The sequence below is a fragment of the Streptomyces sp. NPDC033216 genome, assembly GCF_055577115.1.
Genome location: NZ_JBVIQK010000002.1, coordinates 79,374 through 94,819, shown reverse-complemented (window position 1 = coordinate 94,819; position 15,446 = coordinate 79,374). Strand labels below are relative to the sequence as shown.

Sequence of the window (15,446 nt, the reverse complement as noted above, 5' to 3'; positions counted from 1 at the left end):
TTCGGGGGAGTGTGGAGGCGTCCTCCCCACCCGTCAATACGTCACCCTCCGGCCGGCGGGGGCGCTCCCGTGCTCGCCCGCACCACCAGACTGGTCGCCAGCTCCACCCGGGTCGCCGTGAGCTCCTCCTCGGAGCGCCCCAGCTCCAGCACCAGCCGGGCCGCCGCCTCGGCCATCTCGGTCAGCGGCTGCCGTACGGTCGTCAGCGGCGGGCCGACCCAGCGGGCCACCGGCAGATCGTCGAAACCGACCACGCTGACGTCCTCGGGGATGCGCAGCCCCAGTTCGCGGGCGGCCTCGTAGAGACCTAGCGCCTGGAGGTCGTTGCCCGCGAACACGGCCGTGGGCCGGTCGGGGCGGGCGAGCAGCTCGCGGCCGAGCCGGTAGCCGGTCTCGTGGTGGAAGTCGCCGGTCTTGACCATCGCCGGGTCGAACGGCAGCCCGGCCGTCTCCAGGGCCGCGCGGTAGCCGTCGAGCCGGGCCCGGCTGCACATCATCTGCGGGGGCCCGCTGATCACCCCGATCCGCCGGTGACCCAGTTCGACCAGGTGCCGGGTGGCGGCGAGTCCGCCCTGCCAGTTGGTGGCCCCGATGGACGGCACGTCGGCGCCGGGGTCGCCCGCCGGGTCCATCACCACGAACGGGATGGACCGGCTGGTCAGCAGCGCCCGCTGGGACTCGTCGAGCCCGGACAGCACGAGCACCACGCCGTGCGGGCGGCGCGCGGCGACCTGGTCGGCCCAGCTCCGTCCGGGTACCAGCCGCCCGGCGCTCTCGCTGAGAACCACGCTCAGCCCGGCTTCCCGCGCCACGTTCTCCACACCTCGGATGACCTCCATCGCCCAGGCGCTCTCCAGCTCGTGGAAGACCAGGTCGATCAGGGGCGAGCGGCTCGCTTCGGCCCGGCGCCGCCGGTAGCCGTGGGCACGCAAGAGCCCCTCGACGCGGGCCCGGGTGGCGGGGGCGACATCGGCACGGCCGTTGAGGACCTTCGAAACAGTCGGCGCCGAGACCCCGGCCTCGCGGGCGATCTCCGCGAGGGTGGCGGTCCGCGCCGCGGGTCGGCGTGTCGGCCGGTCTTCCGTCCGTGTCTCCGTGGGCTCCGAGGGTGTCATGGCGGCGATCGTATCCCCGCAGTCCCTCTTGACGAACCCATGGGGACGCCATAGGTTCCCGGAACATTCGAGATAACACTCGAAACATTCGTCCGGTTGGAATCAGCTCTGGTGGCTCACCGACCTCTGACAGGAGCTTCATGACCACCACCCCCTGGCGTGACCCCGCCCTGCCCGCGGCCACCCGCGTCGACGACCTCCTCTCCCGGATGACCCTCGAGGAGAAGACCGCCCAGCTGTACGGCGTGTGGGTCGGCGCCGAGACGGACGGCGACGGAGTCGCCCCGCACCAGCACACCATGACGGCCGACTACGACTGGGACGAGCTGATCACCAGGGGCCTCGGCCAGCTGACCCGCTCCTTCGGCACGGCCCCCGTGGACCCGGCGCTCGGCGCCCGCGCGCTGGCCCGCGCCCAGCGCCGCATCACCGCCGCGGGCCGCTTCGGCATCCCCGCGGTGGCCCACGAGGAATGTCTGGCCGGCTTCACCGCCTGGCGCGCCACCGCCTACCCGGTGCCGCTCGCCTGGGGTGCCGCCTTCGACCCGCCACTGGTCGAGGAGATGGCCCGGCACATCGGCCACGACCTGCGCGCGGTCGGCGTCCACCAGGGCCTCGCCCCGGTCCTGGACGTCGTGCGCGATCCCCGCTGGGGCCGCGTCGAGGAGACCATCGGCGAGGACCCGTACCTGGTCGGCACGGTCGGCACGGCCTATGTGCGCGGTCTGGAATCGGCCGGGATCGTCGCCACACTCAAGCACTTCGCCGGTTACGCCTCCTCCGTGGGCGCCCGCAACCTGGCCCCCGTGCGGGCGGGCACCCGCGAGTTCGCGGACGTGACCCTGCCGCCGTTCGAGATGGCGCTGCGCGAGGGCGGCGCCCGCTCGGTGATGGCGGCCTACACCGAACGCGACGGCGTCCCGGCCTCCGCCGACCCGGAACTGCTCACCCGACTCCTGCGCGAGGAATGGGGCTTCACGGGCACGGTGGTCGCCGACTACTTCGGCATCGGCTTCCTCCAGACCCTGCACCGGGTGGCGGGCACGCCCACGCAGGCCGCCCACCTGGCGCTGGACGCCGGCATCGACGTCGAGCTGCCCACGGTGAAGTACTACGGCGACGTGCTGATCGCGGCCGTACGCGAGGGCGAGGTCTCCGCGGACCTGATCGACCGGGCCGCCCGCCGGGTCCTGCTCCAGAAGTGCGAGCTGGGTCTCCTGGACGAGGACTGGCGGCCGCAGACCCCGGAGCGGGTCGACCTCGACTCGGCGGCGAACCGCGCGGTGGCCCGCCGGCTGGCCGAGGAGTCGGTGGTCCTGCTGGACAACCCCGACGGCCTGCTCCCCCTCGCCCCCGACATCCGGATCGCGGTCGTCGGCCCGAGGGCGGCGGACGCCCTGGCGATGCTCGGCTGCTACTCCTTCCCCTCCCACGTGCTCACCCACCACCCCGAGACCGAGCTGGGCATCGAGATCCCGACCCTGCTGGAGTCCCTGCGCGCCGAACTCCCCGACGCCAAGGTGACGTTCGCCGAGGGCTGCCCGGTGTCCGACCCGGACAGCACCGGCATCGAGGAGGCCGTGTCCAGGACCGCGGAGGCGGACGTGTGCGTGGCGGTCCTGGGCGACCGGGCCGGCCTGTTCGGCCGGGGCACCTCGGGCGAGGGCTGCGATGTGGCGGACCTGCGGCTGCCCGGCGTTCAGGGCGCGTTGCTGGACGCGCTGGTGGCCACGGGCGTTCCGGTGGTCCTGGTCCTGCTCACCGGCCGCCCCTACGCGCTGGGCCGCTGGCACGGCCGTCTGGGCGCCGTCGTCCAGGCGTTCTTCCCCGGCGAGGAGGGGGGCCCGGCCCTCGCGGGAGTGCTGACCGGCCGCGTCAACCCCTCGGGCCGCCTGCCCGTGAGCGTGCCCCGGGCGACGGGCGGCCAGCCGTGGACCTACCTCCAGCCGCCCCTGGGCCTGGCCGGAGAGGTCAGCAACCTGGACCCGACCCCGCTGTACCCCTTCGGACACGGTCGCTCGTACACCACGTTCGCCTGGGAGGACGTCGACGCACCCGCGACCGGCCTCGGCACGGACGGCTCGTACGACCTGTCGCTGACCGTCCGCAACACCGGCGACCGGGCGGGCGCCGACGTCGTCCAGCTCTACCTGCACGACCCGGTGGCCGGCGTGACCCGCCCGGACGTACGGCTGATCGGCTACCAGCGGCTGGAACTGCCCGCGGGCGGTTCGGCCCGCGTGACCTTCCACTTCCACACCGACCTGTCGGCCTTCACCGACCGCGCGGGGCGGCGCGTGGTGGAACCGGGCGACCTGGAGCTGCGGCTGGGGACGTCCAGCGCGGACGTACGCCATACGGCATGGCTGAGCCTCACGGGGCCGGTACGGGTCCTGGGGCCGGACCGGCGGCTGCGCTGCGAGACCCGGGTGTCGGCGGCGGGGTAGCCGTCCGGGTCAGCGGGCCGGTCACTCCTCGTCCAGCGCCTCGAACCGCCACCGGTGCACGGCACGTGTGACCAACTCGCCGTCCGGCTCCGGAAGTTCCGGGAGGTCCGCGTCGATGTCCGCGTCCCACCACGTGATGACGAGGACCCGGTCCCGTGGGGCGCGGAAGGTCTCACGGCGCACGGGAGGGCGTGGGAGCCGCTGCTCCCGCGCCCACGCCAGCAGTTCCGCGCCCCGGCCGTCGGCCGCGCGGGCCTCCCACATCAACGCCACGGTCATGAGTACAGGTTGTCCTTGCTGACCTCGTGCACACGGTCGTGATCGTGGTCGTGCGCGCGGCCGGGTACGTGCGGGTCGGTCACGGGCAGGGACGAGTCCGCCGACAGGTCCCAGTCGGAGGCGGACCGGTTGCGGGCCACCATCTCCGCGCCGAGCGCCGCGACCATCGCGCCGTTGTCGGTGCACAGCTTGGGCCGGGGCACCCGCAGCCGGATTCCGGCGGCCTCGCAGCGCTCCTGGGCCAGGACGCGCAGCCGGGAGTTGGCCGCGACGCCGCCGCCGATCATCAGGTGGTCGACGCCCTGGTCACGGCAGGCGCGGACGGCCTTGCGGGTCAGCACGTCCACCACCGCCTCCTGGAAGGAGGCCGCCACGTCCCGCACCGGCACCTCCTCGCCCGCGGCCCGTTTCGCCTCGATCCAGCGGGCGACCGCCGTCTTGAGCCCGGAGAAGGAGAAGTCGTACGCCGGGTCGCGCGGCCCGGTCAGACCGCGCGGGAAGGCGATCGCGGACGGGTCGCCCTCGCGCGCGTACCGGTCGATGACCGGGCCGCCGGGGAAGCCGAGGTTCAGCACACGGGCGATCTTGTCGAAGGCCTCGCCGGCCGCGTCGTCGATCGTCGCTCCCATCGGGCGGACGTCGGAGGTGATGTCCGAGGACAGCAGCAGGGAGGAGTGGCCGCCGCTCACCAGAAGGGCCATCGTCGGCTCCGGCAGCGGGCCGTGCTCCAGTTGGTCCACGCAGATGTGCGAGGCCAGGTGGTTCACGCCGTACAGCGGCTTGCCGAGGGCGTACGCGTACGCCTTCGCCGCCGACACGCCGACCAGCAGCGCGCCGGCCAGGCCGGGGCCCGCCGTCACGGCGATGCCGTCGAGGTCCTTGGCGCTGACCCCCGCCTCCTTCAGTGCCCGGTCGATGGTCGGGACCATCGCCTCCAGGTGCGCCCGGCTCGCCACCTCCGGCACGACCCCGCCGAAGCGGGCGTGCTCGTCGACGCTGGAGGCGACGGCGTCCGCCAGCAGGGTGGTGCCGCGGACGATGCCGACGCCGGTCTCGTCACAGGAGGTCTCGATGCCGAGGACGAGCGGTTCGTCAGCCATTGATCTCGGTTCCTTGTACTGATGTCGATGGATCGGTCAGGCGCATCACCAGGGCGTCCACGTTCCCCGGCTGGTAGTAGCCCCGCCGGAAGCCGATGGGCTGGAAGCCGAAGCGCTCGTACAACTTCTGCGCCCGGAGGTTGTCCACGCGGCACTCCAGCATGACCTCGGCACACTCGAAGGCGGTCGCGGCCCGCAGCAGCTCGGCCAGCAGCCGGCCGCCCAGCCCGGTGCCCCAGTGGTCGCGGGCGACGGCGATGGTCTGGACGTCCGCGCCCGGGGCGGGGCCGCTGTCGGCCGCGGTGCCGGAGGAGGCGAGGCCCGCGTAGCCGACGATGCGGTCGCCGTTCTCGGCCACCACGTACCGGCGGGTCGCCTCGGGGCCGCGCGAGTGCGCCAGCTCGGACCAGAACATGCCGCGCGACCAGGCGTCCTCGGGGAAGAGGGCCTTCTCGAGTTCGAGTACGGGATCGATGTCCCACCAGCGCATCTCGCGCAGCGCGGGAGTCACGGGCTCGGTCACTTGGGGGTGACCACCTTGTAGTTCTTGGGGACCTGGGCGTCGGGCCGGCGCAGGTAGAGCGGGCGGGGCGCCGCGAGTTCCTCGCCCGCGGCCAGCTTCTCGGCGGCCAGGGAGGCGAGGGCGGCGGCGGACACGTGCTCCGGCTCGTGCGCCGCGGGGAAGGTGTCCGGGTAGAGCAGCGCGCCCGCGCCGACCGCGGGCAGTCCCGCCACCTCCTCGGCGATGTCGGCCGGCCGGTCGACGCGGGGCTCGGTGAGGCGGGTGCGGGAATCGGCGTAGCGCGCCCAGTAGACCTCCTTGCGGCGGGCGTCGGTCGCCACGACGAAGGGGCCTTCGAGGTCGGCGGCGTAGGCGAGGCCGTCGAGGGTGCACAGGCCGTGCACGGGCACGCCGAGCGCGAGCCCGAAGGTGTCGGCGGTCATCAGGCCGACACGCAGCCCGGTGTACGGGCCGGGGCCGATGCCGACGACGATCTCGGTGACGGCGTCGAGCCGGTGCCCCGCGGCGGCGAGGAGACGGTCGACGGCCGGCAGCAGCAGCTCACCGTGCCGGCGCGCGTCCACCTGGCCGGCCGAGGCGAGGACGTCCGTACCGTCGTGCAGGGCGACGGTGACGGCGGGGGTGGCGGTATCCAGAGCGAGCAAGAGCACGCGAACAGCCTACGGCTCCGCGGGCCCTGGGCACCGCCGCCCGGGTACGCGGCCCACCGGCTGCTAACGTCGCCGCGAGGCACGGACGCACGACGAAGAGGTGGTCGCGGTGGCAGGCAGCAGCTCGATCTTCGTGGCCGCGCTCACCGCCGCGGCCGTCGCGACCGTCGGGTTCCTCGCCCTCCAGGCCTCGGCGAACGTGCCGGCCGATCTGGCCGAACCGCGGCCGAGCGCCTCCGCCACGACGACGAAGGCGCCGCGCGACACCGGGCACCCCACCGCGCTGCCGGTCCGCTCCGGCAGGGGTGAGCGGGTGGTGTACTCGGTGGACGACGACCGGGTGTGGCTGGTGGACGCGGACGGTGAGGCCCAGCGCACCTTCCGGGTGGCTCCCGGCAGCGTCGACCCGGTCCCCGGCACCTACGCCGTCACCTCCCGCTCGCGCGCCGTCACCGGCACCGACGGCACCCCCGTCGAGCACGTGGTGCGCTTCACCGAGGTCAAGGGCGTGTCGATCGGCTTCAGCGCGGCCGTCGACGGCTCCACACCGGCCCCCGACCCGGCCGGGAAGACGGGCGGGATCCGCGCCTCGCGGGCGGACGGGAAAGCGATCTGGAACTTCGCGACGATCGGGCAGCGGGTCGTCGTGATCCGCTAGCGGCGAGGTCGGTGTCCAGCACGACCGGTCAGGCGGCTTTCCGGTGCCGCGCATGCCGCTTCTCCGCCGCGGCCGTCGGCTCCGGCTCGCACGGCGGGCGGGAGACCGCCTGCGCGGCGGCACAGGACGCCAGCAGGTCGCGCATGGACACCCCGGCGAGGGCGGACGGCCGCCGCGGGGCCTTGGGCTCGATGGCGGACATGGACGCCTCCTGAGGGCCGGGGCGGACCTAGTTAGGCAGACCTAACCAAGGGATGGATACCATGTGACCACGCCCAGGACACCGAACGCAACATCTTGCCGACGTCATGTCGGAACCCTCGGGTGCGCCCACCGCCCCGCCACCGTCGCGCGCTCGGTCCGCCGGCCGGTTCAGGTCCCCAGCGCGCTCAGGTCCGCCGACGCCCACCGCTCGCCCAGACCCATGACCGTCACCCGCCGGACCTCGTCCGTGGTGTCACCCACGGCTCGGTGGATGCGTACCTGGAGCCGCTCCTCGGTCAGTTCCTCGACCTTGCCCTCGCCCCACTCCACGACGATCACGGACTCGGGCAGGGACACGTCGAGGTCCAGATCCTCCATCTCGTCGAGCCCGCCGCCCAGGCGGTAGGCGTCGACGTGGACGAGCGGCGGACCGTCCCCGAGGGACGGGTGGACCCGGGCGATCACGAACGTCGGTGAGGTGACCGCGCCCCGCACGCCGAGTCCCTCGCCGAGGCCGCGCGTCAGCGTCGTCTTGCCCGCGCCCAGCTCCCCGCTGAGCATCACGAGATCGCCCGCGCGCAGCAGTCCGGCCAGGCGCCGGCCCAGGTCCCGCATCTGCTCGGGGGAGGTGACGGTCAGGTCTGTCTCAGCCGGGTTGCGCGCTGCTGCTGGTGCTTCCATAACTGCCCACGGTAACGCCTGCCGGTACGGCACCCGCGCGGGTGAGCAGGTCGGCGAGGCGGTCGGTGACCACCTCCGGGTGCTCCAGCATCACGAGGTGCCCGGCGTCGGGGACCAGGACCAGTTCGGCGTCCGGCAGCAGGCCGGCGATGGCCTCGCTGTGCTCGCTGGGGGTCACCAGGTCCCCGATGCCGGCCAGTATCAGCACCGGCATGCCGGTGAAGCAGGCCAGCGCCTCGGTCTTGTCGTGGTCGGTGAAGGCCGGGTAGAACTCGGCGACCACGTCGATCGGTGTGCCCTCGATCATCCGCTCGGCGAACCGGGCGACGGCCGGATCCACGTCCCGCGACGCGAACGAGTACCGCTTGATGATCCCGGCGAACAGGTCGGCGGTGGCCCGCCGCCCCTTCTCCACCAGCGCGGCCTGTTGCCCCAGCGCCTTCAGCACACCCGGCAGCACCCGCCGCACCGCGTTCACCCCGGCGACCGGCAGCCCGAAGTTGACCTCGCCGAGCCGGCCGGACGACGTACCGATGAAGGCGGTGGCGGCGACCCGCTCGCGGATCAGTTCGGGGAACTGCGCGGCCAGCGCCATGACGGTCATCCCGCCCATCGAGTGCCCCACGAGCACGATCGGCCCCTCGGGCACGGCCGCGTCGATGACGGCCTTCAGGTCGCGTCCCAGCTGGTCGATGGTGAGCGGCTCGCCGTCCCGCAGCTGGGCGGCACCGCGCGCGGACCGGCCGTGGCTGCGCTGGTCCCAGTGCACGGTGCGTACGACGCCCCGCAGGGCCGCCCGCTGGAAGTGCCAGGAGTCCTGGGTGAGGCAGTAGCCGTGGCTGAAGACCACGGTGACGGGGAGCGGCGACTTGCGGCCGAACAGCCGGCGCCGCCGGTTCGCCGGTCCGCCCTGCGGCTCCGCTTCGTCGACCTCGTAGTACAGCTCGGTGCCGTCGTCGGCGTACGCCTTGCCGGGGGTGCCGCGCAGCGCGCCGTACGGGCCGGTCGCGTCGAGGGCGAGGCGGGCCTTCGCCCGCATGCCCCGCCCGACGGTCATCCGCTCCAGGGCGACTCCGGCGGCGGCGCCCGCGGCGATCACGCCTATCGCGGCGCCCGCGATGCCGGTGGTCCGGCGCCACCCGCCGGCCCCCGTGGCGGAGGCGACGTCGATGACCGCCGAGGCGGTACTCGCCACCGCCTCCGCGCTGCTCTCGCTCACGTACCGCTCCTCTTCGCCGGGTGTCGCCGGGTGTCGCCGGGGGCCAGGGAGCCCCCCGCGCGGGTGTCCGTCCGGTTCCTCGTTCACATGAACCGCATGCTCATACACGCACATCGCATGCGCGTGAATGGGTGCGGGGGCGCGCTCAGGGACGCGCGCTCACGAAGTGCGGTCCGCCCCGTCCGCCCCGTCCGCCTCGTTCGCCTCGTCGGTCTCGTTCACATAGACGCGGGGAACGCGTGATCCGATGCGCGTGACGATCTCGTACGCGATGGTGCCGGCGGCCTGCGCCCAGTCCTCGGCGGTGGGCTCCCCCCGGTCGCCGGGTCCGAAGAGCACGGCTTCCTCGCCGGGGCCGGGCCGGTCGCCGCCGAGGTCGACGACGAACTGGTCCATCGCGATCCGGCCCGCGACCGTACGCCACTTGCCGCCGATGAGGACGGGACCGGCACCGGAGGCGTGGCGGGGGACGCCGTCGGCGTACCCGAGGGGGACCAGGCCGAGGGTGGTCTCGCCGGGGGTCGTGTAGTGGTGGCCGTAGCTGACGCCGTGACCGCCCGGCACGTGTTTCACCAGGGCCAGCGAGGCCGCCAGCGTCATCACCGGGCGCAGCCCCAGGTCGGCGGAGGAGCCCAGCTCGGGGCTCGGCGAGACGCCGTACATGGCGATACCCGGCCGGATCAGGTCGAAGTGGGTCTCGGGGAGGGTGAGCGCGGCCGGCGAGTTGGCGATGTGCCGCACCTCGGGCCGTACGCCCCGCTCCTCGGCGTGCGCCAGCATCTCGCGGAAGCGGGTGAGCTGGGCGGCGATCGAGGGGTGGCCGGGCTCGTCGGCGCAGGCGAGGTGGGACCACAGGCCGGTGATCCGCACGAGGCCCTCGCGCTCGGCGCGCAGCGCCTCGGCGACCAGCTCGGGCCAGTCGGCGGGCTGGCATCCGTTGCGCCCGAGGCCGGTGTCGGCCTTCAGCTGCACACGGGCGGTCCGCCCGGCGAGCCTCGCCCCCTCGGCGGCCTCGCGCAGCGCCCACACGCCGCTCACGGACACGTCCAGGTCCGCTTCGACGGCCTCCCGCCAGGGGCCGCCCGGCGTCCACAGCCAGCACATGATCCGGACGTCCGCCGGCAGACCCGCCCCGGCGCGCAGCGCGAGGGCCTCCTCCGGCGTGGCGGTGCCGATCCAGCCGGCGCCCGCTTCGACGGCGGCACGGGCGCAGGCGACCGCGCCGTGGCCGTATCCGTCGGCCTTCACCACGGCCATGAACGCCGCGCCGGGCGCTTTCGCGCGCAGGGCGCGCACGTTGGCCCGCAGCGCGGCCAGATCGATCTCGGCACGGGCACGCTGCGGGGCGGTGGTCGGCTGTGCAGTCTCACTCATCGCGCCCAGTCTCTCAGAGCCCCCGGACGCACCCGGAGAGGCGGGCCGGGTCACCTGACCGCCGCCCGCGGCTCGGCCCCCGCACTACCGGCCCGCGTCCCCCGGTCGTCCCACCCGGCAGGGCGAGAAGTGCCCCTCGCCGCCCGGCGCCGCCCACCGTCGTCCAGCCCGCCCGGCGCCGTCCAGCCCGCCCGGCGCCGTCCGGCCCGCCCGGCCTCACGCAACCCGCCCGGCGTCACCCAACCCGCCCGGCACGTGCGGCCGCCGGGCCGTCCAGTCCCTCCGGCGTTCGAGGACGGGGCCCGTTCAGGTCCGACAGCGGGGTCTGGCAGCGCAGACCCCAGGTCCGGACCGGGACGGGGCGGCGGGGCCGAGTCCCCCCGGCCTCACCCCCGTACGACATCCCGCCAGGCCCCCGCCACCGCCTCCGCCACCTCGTGCGCCCCCACCGGTGCCCCCTCGGCCGCGACCCGTCCCGCCAGGCCGTGCAGATACGCCCCCACACTCCCGGCGTCCACCGCCGACAACCCGGCCGCCAGCAGGGACCCCGCCACCCCCGACAACACGTCTCCGCTCCCCGCCGTGGCCAGCCACGCCGTCCCCGTGGGATTCACCCGCACCGCGCCCCCGCCCCCCGCTCGCGCGACCAGCGTCGTGGCCCCCTTCAGCAGCACGGCCGCCCCGTACCGCCCCGCCAACTCCCGCGCCGCTGCCAGCCGCCCCGCCTCGACCTCCTCCCGCGCCACCCCCAGCAGCGCCGCCGCCTCCCCGGCATGCGGAGTCATCAGCGTCGGCGCCGTACGCCCGCGCACCGCGTTCACCTCGGCGAGCCGCAGCCCGTCCGCGTCGATCAGCACGGGCACGTCGGAGGCGAGCACCTGTGCCACGGTGCCGGCGTCGTCCCCGGCGCCGGGCCCGACGACCCAGGCCTGCACCCGCCCGGCCCGCTGGGGCCCCTGGTCGGAGACGAGCGTCTCGGGGTAGCGCGCGAGCACGGCCTGGCCGGCGGGCCCGACGTACCGCACGGCGCCCGCTCCGCCCCGCAGCGCGCCGGCGACCGCCAGCACGGCCGCGCCCGGATAGCGCGCGGACCCGGCGGCGATCCCGACGACCCCGCGCCGGTACTTGTCGCTCCCGGCGCCCGGCACGGGCAACAGCCGGGCCACGTCGGCGTGCTGGAGAGCCTCCAGTTCCGGCTCGCCGGGCAGGTCAAGGCCGATGTCGACGAGCCGTACCGACCCGGCGTACTCGCGTGCCGGATCGACCAGCAGGCCCGGCTTGTGCGTCCCGAACGTCACGGTGAGGTCGGCCCGCACGGCGGCGCCCCGCACCTCCCCGGTATCGGCCTCGACGCCGCTGGGCAGGTCGACGGCGACGACGACGGCCCGGGACCCCTCGGCCAGCGCGGCGAGCCGCGCCGCGTCCGCGCGCAGGCCGCCGCGGCCGCCGATCCCGACGATGCCGTCCAGGACGAGGTCGGCCCGCCGGAGCGGCCCGTCGGCGTCCTGCGGCGCCACGGTCCGTCCACCGGCCCGCCGCAGAGCGGCCAGCCCGCCGGCGTGCGTGCGCCCGGGCGAGAGCAGTACACCCGTCACCCCCGCGCCGCGCCGCGCCAGCCGGGCTCCGGCGTACAGGGCGTCACCCCCGTTGTCGCCGCTCCCGACGAGGAGGACGACCCGGCGTCCGTACACCCGCCCCATCAGATCGGCACAGGCGGCGGCGAGCCCGGCGGCGGCACGCTGCATGAGGGCCCCCTCCGGGAGCCGCGCCATCAGGTCCCGCTCGGCGGCCCGGACCGTTGTCACGCGATAGGCAGTACGCATACACCCAGTCAAACACCGGGCGGTCCGCCGGACACGGACCCGCCCCGCCCTCCTACCCCTCCGCGACCACCACCGCCGAAGCGACACCGGCGTCATGACTCAGCGACACATGCCAGGACCGCACGCCCAGTTCCGCGGCCCGCGCGGCGACGCTCCCGCGCACCCGCAGCCGCGGCCGCCCGCTGTCCTCCACGTACACCTCCGCGTCGGTCCACAGCAGACCCGCGGGAGCACCCAACGCCTTGGCGAGAGCCTCCTTCGCCGCGAACCGGGCCGCGAGCGAGGCGGCGCCCCGCCGGTCCCCGCTCGGCAGCAACAACTCACTTTCCAGGAACAGACGTTGGGCCAGTCCCGGCGTACGTTCCAGCGATGCCGCGAACCGGTCGATCTCGGCCACGTCGATGCCGACCCCGATGATGCTCATGCCGAGCACCCTACGGCGGGGGAACCGTCCGACCCCGTCGCCCACACGATTGTCGGAGGCGACTGCTAGCCTGCGGCGACTTGATCACACCCGATCACGCAGTCACAGACATCAGCAGTCACAGGTACGACACACGGACACGTCGCACCATCACTTCACCGCCCGCGCCCTGGGGGGCCAGTCGGCGCGCGCGGACGGCATCGCCAGGGGGCGGGGGCATGAGCAGTACCACCAGCGGCACATCCACGGGCTCTTCGGGACCGACCTTCGACCCGTACGACAACACACCCGAGCTGATCCCACTGCGCACGGCGGCACGGGCCGGCGACTGGCCGGCGATCCGGACCTTCGTCGGCGCGCTGGACTCCGTCGACAAGATCTCCACGGTGTCGTCCGTCCTCGCCGAGGTCCCCGGCGTCGAGACCGTCCTGGAGCGGGCGGTCGCCGAACGTCCCGCCGACCCGCTGCCGCGCACCCTGCTCGCCGAGCGGTACGTCCACATCGGCTGGGACATCCGCAGCGGCGCCCGCGCACAGCACGTCTCGCGGGAGCAGTTCACCGAGTTCCACTCCTGGCTGCGCCGGGCCGAACAACTGCTGATCGAGGTGTGCGCGCAGCAGCCGGCGTACGCCCCCGCCTGGACGGTGCGGCTGACCACCGCGCGCGGCCTCCAGCTGGGTCAGGCCGAGGCGCGCCGCCGCTACGACCGGCTCTCCGCCCACCACCCCCACCACTACCGCGCGCAGACGCAGCTGCTCCAGCAGGTCTGCCCCAAGTGGGGCGGCTCCTGGGAGGCAGCGCACGGCTTCGCCCGTGAGTGCGCGACCGCCGCCCCGGACGGCTCCACCTCCGCGACCGTGGTGGCCCTCGCCCACATCGAACACTGGCTGGACCTGGACGGCCCGCAGGGCACGGACTACATGCGCGGTGCGCCGGTCCGCGACGACCTGCGCTTCGCCGCCCAGGTCTCGGTCCTGCACCCCGGCTACCGCCCCGACTGGTATTCCGTCGGCGCGCACAGCGCCTTCGCGTTCGCCTTCTCGATCGGCGGCCACCTCGCCGACGCGGCCCCGCACTTCGCCTTCCTGGGCGACCGGGCCTCGGAGTTCCCGTGGCAGTACACGGGCGACCCCAGGGGATCGTTCCTGAAGTTCCGCAAGCTCGCGACACAGGCCTGAGGGGGCACCGGAACATGACCACCGACCTGCACGACCAGAGCGGCCTCGCCGCCCTCGACGGCCTGCTCTCGCACACCACCACCCAGGGCATCCCCACCCTCCACGCCGCCCGCTCCGGCAAGGAGGTCACCGCCGGCCTCTTCTTCCGGGTGGGCCGCGCCGACGAGACCCTGGCCACCGCCGGGATCACCCACCTCGTCGAGCATCTCGCCCTGCACCGCCTCGGCCTGTCCGACCTGCACTACAACGGCGCGACGGCGAACGCGTACACCCTCTTCCACGTCACCGGTGGCGAGGAGGAGGTCGTCACCTACCTCAACAGCGTGTGCGCGGGTCTGCGGGACCTGCCGATGGACCGGCTGGAGACCGAGAAGGAGATCCTGCGCACGGAGGCGGCGAGCCGCGGCAGCGGCCCCAACTCCGCGCTCGCGCTGTGGCGTTACGGCGCCCAGGGCTACGGCCTGTCCAGCTACGACGAGCTGGGCACCTGGGGCCTCACCCCGGACCGGGTCCGGCACTGGGCCGAGACCCGCTTCACCCGGGACAACGCCGTGCTGTGGATCACCAGCGACCGGGTACCGGAGGGCCTCGACCTCAGCCTCCCCGCCGGCACCCGCCTGCCCGCCCCGGCCGCGACCAGCGCGCTGCCCGTCACCCCGGCCTACATCCACGGCGACGACGGCCATGTCGTCCTCACCTCGGTGCTGCGCCGCTCCACCGCGTCCTCCGTCTTCGCGGACGTCCTCGGCCGGGCCCTCTTCCACGACCTGCGCCAGGAGGGCGGCTACTCCTACACCGCGGAGGCCGACTACTCACCGCGCGACGCCGAGTTCGCCACGCTCACCGCCCACGCGGACTCCCTGCCGCACAAGCAGGACGCCGTCGTCGGCGGCTTCGTCGACACCCTCGCCCGGCTGCGCGCGGGCCGCATCGAGCAGTCCGAACTGGACTCCGTGCGCGGCAAGCTCCTCAAGATGTACGACACCCCCGACCTCGGCGCCGCCAGCCTCCCGTCGTACGCGCTGAACCTGCTGCTCGGGCACCCCATCCTCTCCCCCGAGCAGCACAAGGCCGAGCTGAACGCGGTCACGGTCGCCGACCTGCACGAGGTGGCCCGGCAGACCTGGGACGCCGCCCTGCTCCAGGTGCCCGGCCGGGGTGTGGACTGGGCCGGGTTCACCCTGGCCCCCCAGTTCTCCCCGACCAGCGTCACCGGCACCCGGCACCCGTCCAGGGAGGACGACCAGGTCACGCTGGTCATCGGCACCGAGGGCGTCACCCTGACGACCCCCAAGGGCCCGGTCACCGTCCGCTACGACTCCTGCGCCGCGATGACCACCCGCCCGGACGGCGCCCGCGCCCTCACCGGACACGACGGCTTCGCGGTCTCCGTCGAGCCGACCCTCTTCGAGGGCGTCACCGCCGAACGCGTCGCGGCCCTGGACGCGGCGGTCCCCGCGGAGTCCGTCGTCGCCATGCCGGCCCGCGACCCGCAGGAGATCCCGCAGCCGCGCCGGCGGTCCCCGGAGCCCGCCGCCGAGCGGCGTAGAGCGAGCGGCTGGGGCTGGGCCGCCCTCGCCGTCCTGCTGGCCGTGCTGGCCGTGGCCTGGGCGGCGCTCGGCGTGTACCTGATCGCCGACCGGATCGACGAGGGCCGCATACCGCCCATCACCGGCACGCTCGGGATCATCGCCCTGGAGCTGGCCCTGCTCCGCTGGGCCCGCACGGCGAACCTGCGCCGCAGACAGGCACGCGGCTGACCGGCGGGACC

15 protein-coding genes are annotated in these 15,446 nt (G+C 74.5%); 4 read left to right on the top strand and 11 right to left on the bottom strand.

Annotated features, from left to right (window positions below; translation table 11 throughout):
• Positions 1 to 41 precede the first annotated feature (41 nt).
• Positions 42 to 1,115, bottom strand: a complete 1,074-nt coding sequence (locus ACZ5Y0_RS03935) for a LacI family DNA-binding transcriptional regulator (protein WP_469127026.1) — start codon at positions 1,113 to 1,115, stop codon at positions 42 to 44.
• A gap of 140 nt (positions 1,116 to 1,255) precedes the next feature.
• Between ACZ5Y0_RS03935 and ACZ5Y0_RS03930 the strand changes: the two genes are divergently transcribed.
• On the top strand, positions 1,256 to 3,562 hold the full coding sequence (locus ACZ5Y0_RS03930) for a beta-xylosidase/alpha-l-arabinosidase (RefSeq protein WP_469127025.1): 2,307 nt from the start codon (positions 1,256 to 1,258) through the stop codon (positions 3,560 to 3,562).
• A gap of 21 nt (positions 3,563 to 3,583) precedes the next feature.
• On the opposite strand, the gene ACZ5Y0_RS03925 is transcribed toward ACZ5Y0_RS03930, so the two are convergent.
• Genes ACZ5Y0_RS03925 through tsaB form a run of 4 tightly spaced genes read right to left on the bottom strand, consistent with a single transcriptional unit; the run spans position 3,584 to position 6,114 of the window.
• Positions 3,584 to 3,841, bottom strand: a complete 258-nt coding sequence (locus ACZ5Y0_RS03925) for a hypothetical protein (RefSeq protein ID WP_469127024.1) — start codon at positions 3,839 to 3,841, stop codon at positions 3,584 to 3,586.
• Positions 3,838 to 4,941: a tRNA (adenosine(37)-N6)-threonylcarbamoyltransferase complex transferase subunit TsaD gene (gene tsaD, locus ACZ5Y0_RS03920; RefSeq protein WP_469127023.1), complete on the bottom strand. Its 1,104-nt coding sequence runs from the start codon at positions 4,939 to 4,941 to the stop codon at positions 3,838 to 3,840. Before tsaD ends, ACZ5Y0_RS03925 begins: the two co-directional genes overlap by 4 nt.
• Positions 4,934 to 5,464, bottom strand: a complete 531-nt coding sequence (gene rimI, locus ACZ5Y0_RS03915; RefSeq protein ID WP_469127022.1) for a ribosomal protein S18-alanine N-acetyltransferase — start codon at positions 5,462 to 5,464, stop codon at positions 4,934 to 4,936. The genes tsaD and rimI overlap by 8 nt, the downstream gene beginning before the upstream one ends.
• The gene (tsaB, locus tag ACZ5Y0_RS03910; RefSeq protein WP_469127021.1) at positions 5,461 to 6,114 is read right to left on the bottom strand and encodes a tRNA (adenosine(37)-N6)-threonylcarbamoyltransferase complex dimerization subunit type 1 TsaB; all 654 of its coding nucleotides are present in this window, start codon (positions 6,112 to 6,114) and stop codon (positions 5,461 to 5,463) included. The genes rimI and tsaB overlap by 4 nt, the downstream gene beginning before the upstream one ends.
• Before the next feature lie 109 nt (positions 6,115 to 6,223).
• Between tsaB and ACZ5Y0_RS03905 the strand changes: the two genes are divergently transcribed.
• Positions 6,224 to 6,772, top strand: coding sequence for a hypothetical protein (locus tag ACZ5Y0_RS03905; RefSeq protein WP_469127020.1), 549 nt, complete (start codon positions 6,224 to 6,226; stop codon positions 6,770 to 6,772).
• A 28-nt stretch (positions 6,773 to 6,800) separates the two neighbouring features.
• Here the strand turns inward: ACZ5Y0_RS03905 and ACZ5Y0_RS03900 are convergent, their stop codons facing one another.
• The 6 genes from ACZ5Y0_RS03900 to ACZ5Y0_RS03875 form a co-directional block, all read right to left on the bottom strand.
• Positions 6,801 to 6,974, bottom strand: a complete 174-nt coding sequence (locus ACZ5Y0_RS03900; protein WP_469127019.1) for a hypothetical protein — start codon at positions 6,972 to 6,974, stop codon at positions 6,801 to 6,803.
• Positions 6,975 to 7,144: 170 nt separating this feature from the next.
• Positions 7,145 to 7,657 carry a tRNA (adenosine(37)-N6)-threonylcarbamoyltransferase complex ATPase subunit type 1 TsaE gene (tsaE, locus tag ACZ5Y0_RS03895; RefSeq protein WP_469127018.1) on the bottom strand — a complete coding sequence of 171 codons (513 nt, stop codon included), beginning with the start codon at positions 7,655 to 7,657 and terminating at the stop codon, positions 7,145 to 7,147.
• On the bottom strand, positions 7,623 to 8,876 hold the full coding sequence (locus ACZ5Y0_RS03890) for an alpha/beta fold hydrolase (RefSeq protein WP_469127017.1): 1,254 nt from the start codon (positions 8,874 to 8,876) through the stop codon (positions 7,623 to 7,625). The genes tsaE and ACZ5Y0_RS03890 overlap by 35 nt, the downstream gene beginning before the upstream one ends.
• 159 nt (positions 8,877 to 9,035) lie before the next feature.
• A complete protein-coding gene (gene alr / locus ACZ5Y0_RS03885) occupies positions 9,036 to 10,250 on the bottom strand; it encodes an alanine racemase (protein WP_469127016.1) in 1,215 nt (404 codons plus the stop codon).
• Positions 10,251 to 10,636: 386 nt separating this feature from the next.
• Entirely contained in the window at positions 10,637 to 12,073 is a 1,437-nt protein-coding gene (locus ACZ5Y0_RS03880; RefSeq protein ID WP_469127015.1) for an NAD(P)H-hydrate dehydratase, read from the bottom strand.
• 52 nt (positions 12,074 to 12,125) lie between these two features.
• Positions 12,126 to 12,497: a holo-ACP synthase gene (locus ACZ5Y0_RS03875; RefSeq protein WP_469127014.1), complete on the bottom strand. Its 372-nt coding sequence runs from the start codon at positions 12,495 to 12,497 to the stop codon at positions 12,126 to 12,128.
• 218 nt (positions 12,498 to 12,715) lie between these two features.
• Between ACZ5Y0_RS03875 and ACZ5Y0_RS03870 the strand changes: the two genes are divergently transcribed.
• Both ACZ5Y0_RS03870 and ACZ5Y0_RS03865 read left to right on the top strand, forming a co-directional pair.
• Positions 12,716 to 13,675 carry a hypothetical protein gene (locus ACZ5Y0_RS03870; protein WP_469127013.1) on the top strand — a complete coding sequence of 320 codons (960 nt, stop codon included), beginning with the start codon at positions 12,716 to 12,718 and terminating at the stop codon, positions 13,673 to 13,675.
• 14 nt (positions 13,676 to 13,689) lie between these two features.
• On the top strand, positions 13,690 to 15,435 hold the full coding sequence (locus tag ACZ5Y0_RS03865; RefSeq protein ID WP_469127012.1) for a M16 family metallopeptidase: 1,746 nt from the start codon (positions 13,690 to 13,692) through the stop codon (positions 15,433 to 15,435).
• Positions 15,436 to 15,446 lie beyond the last annotated feature (11 nt).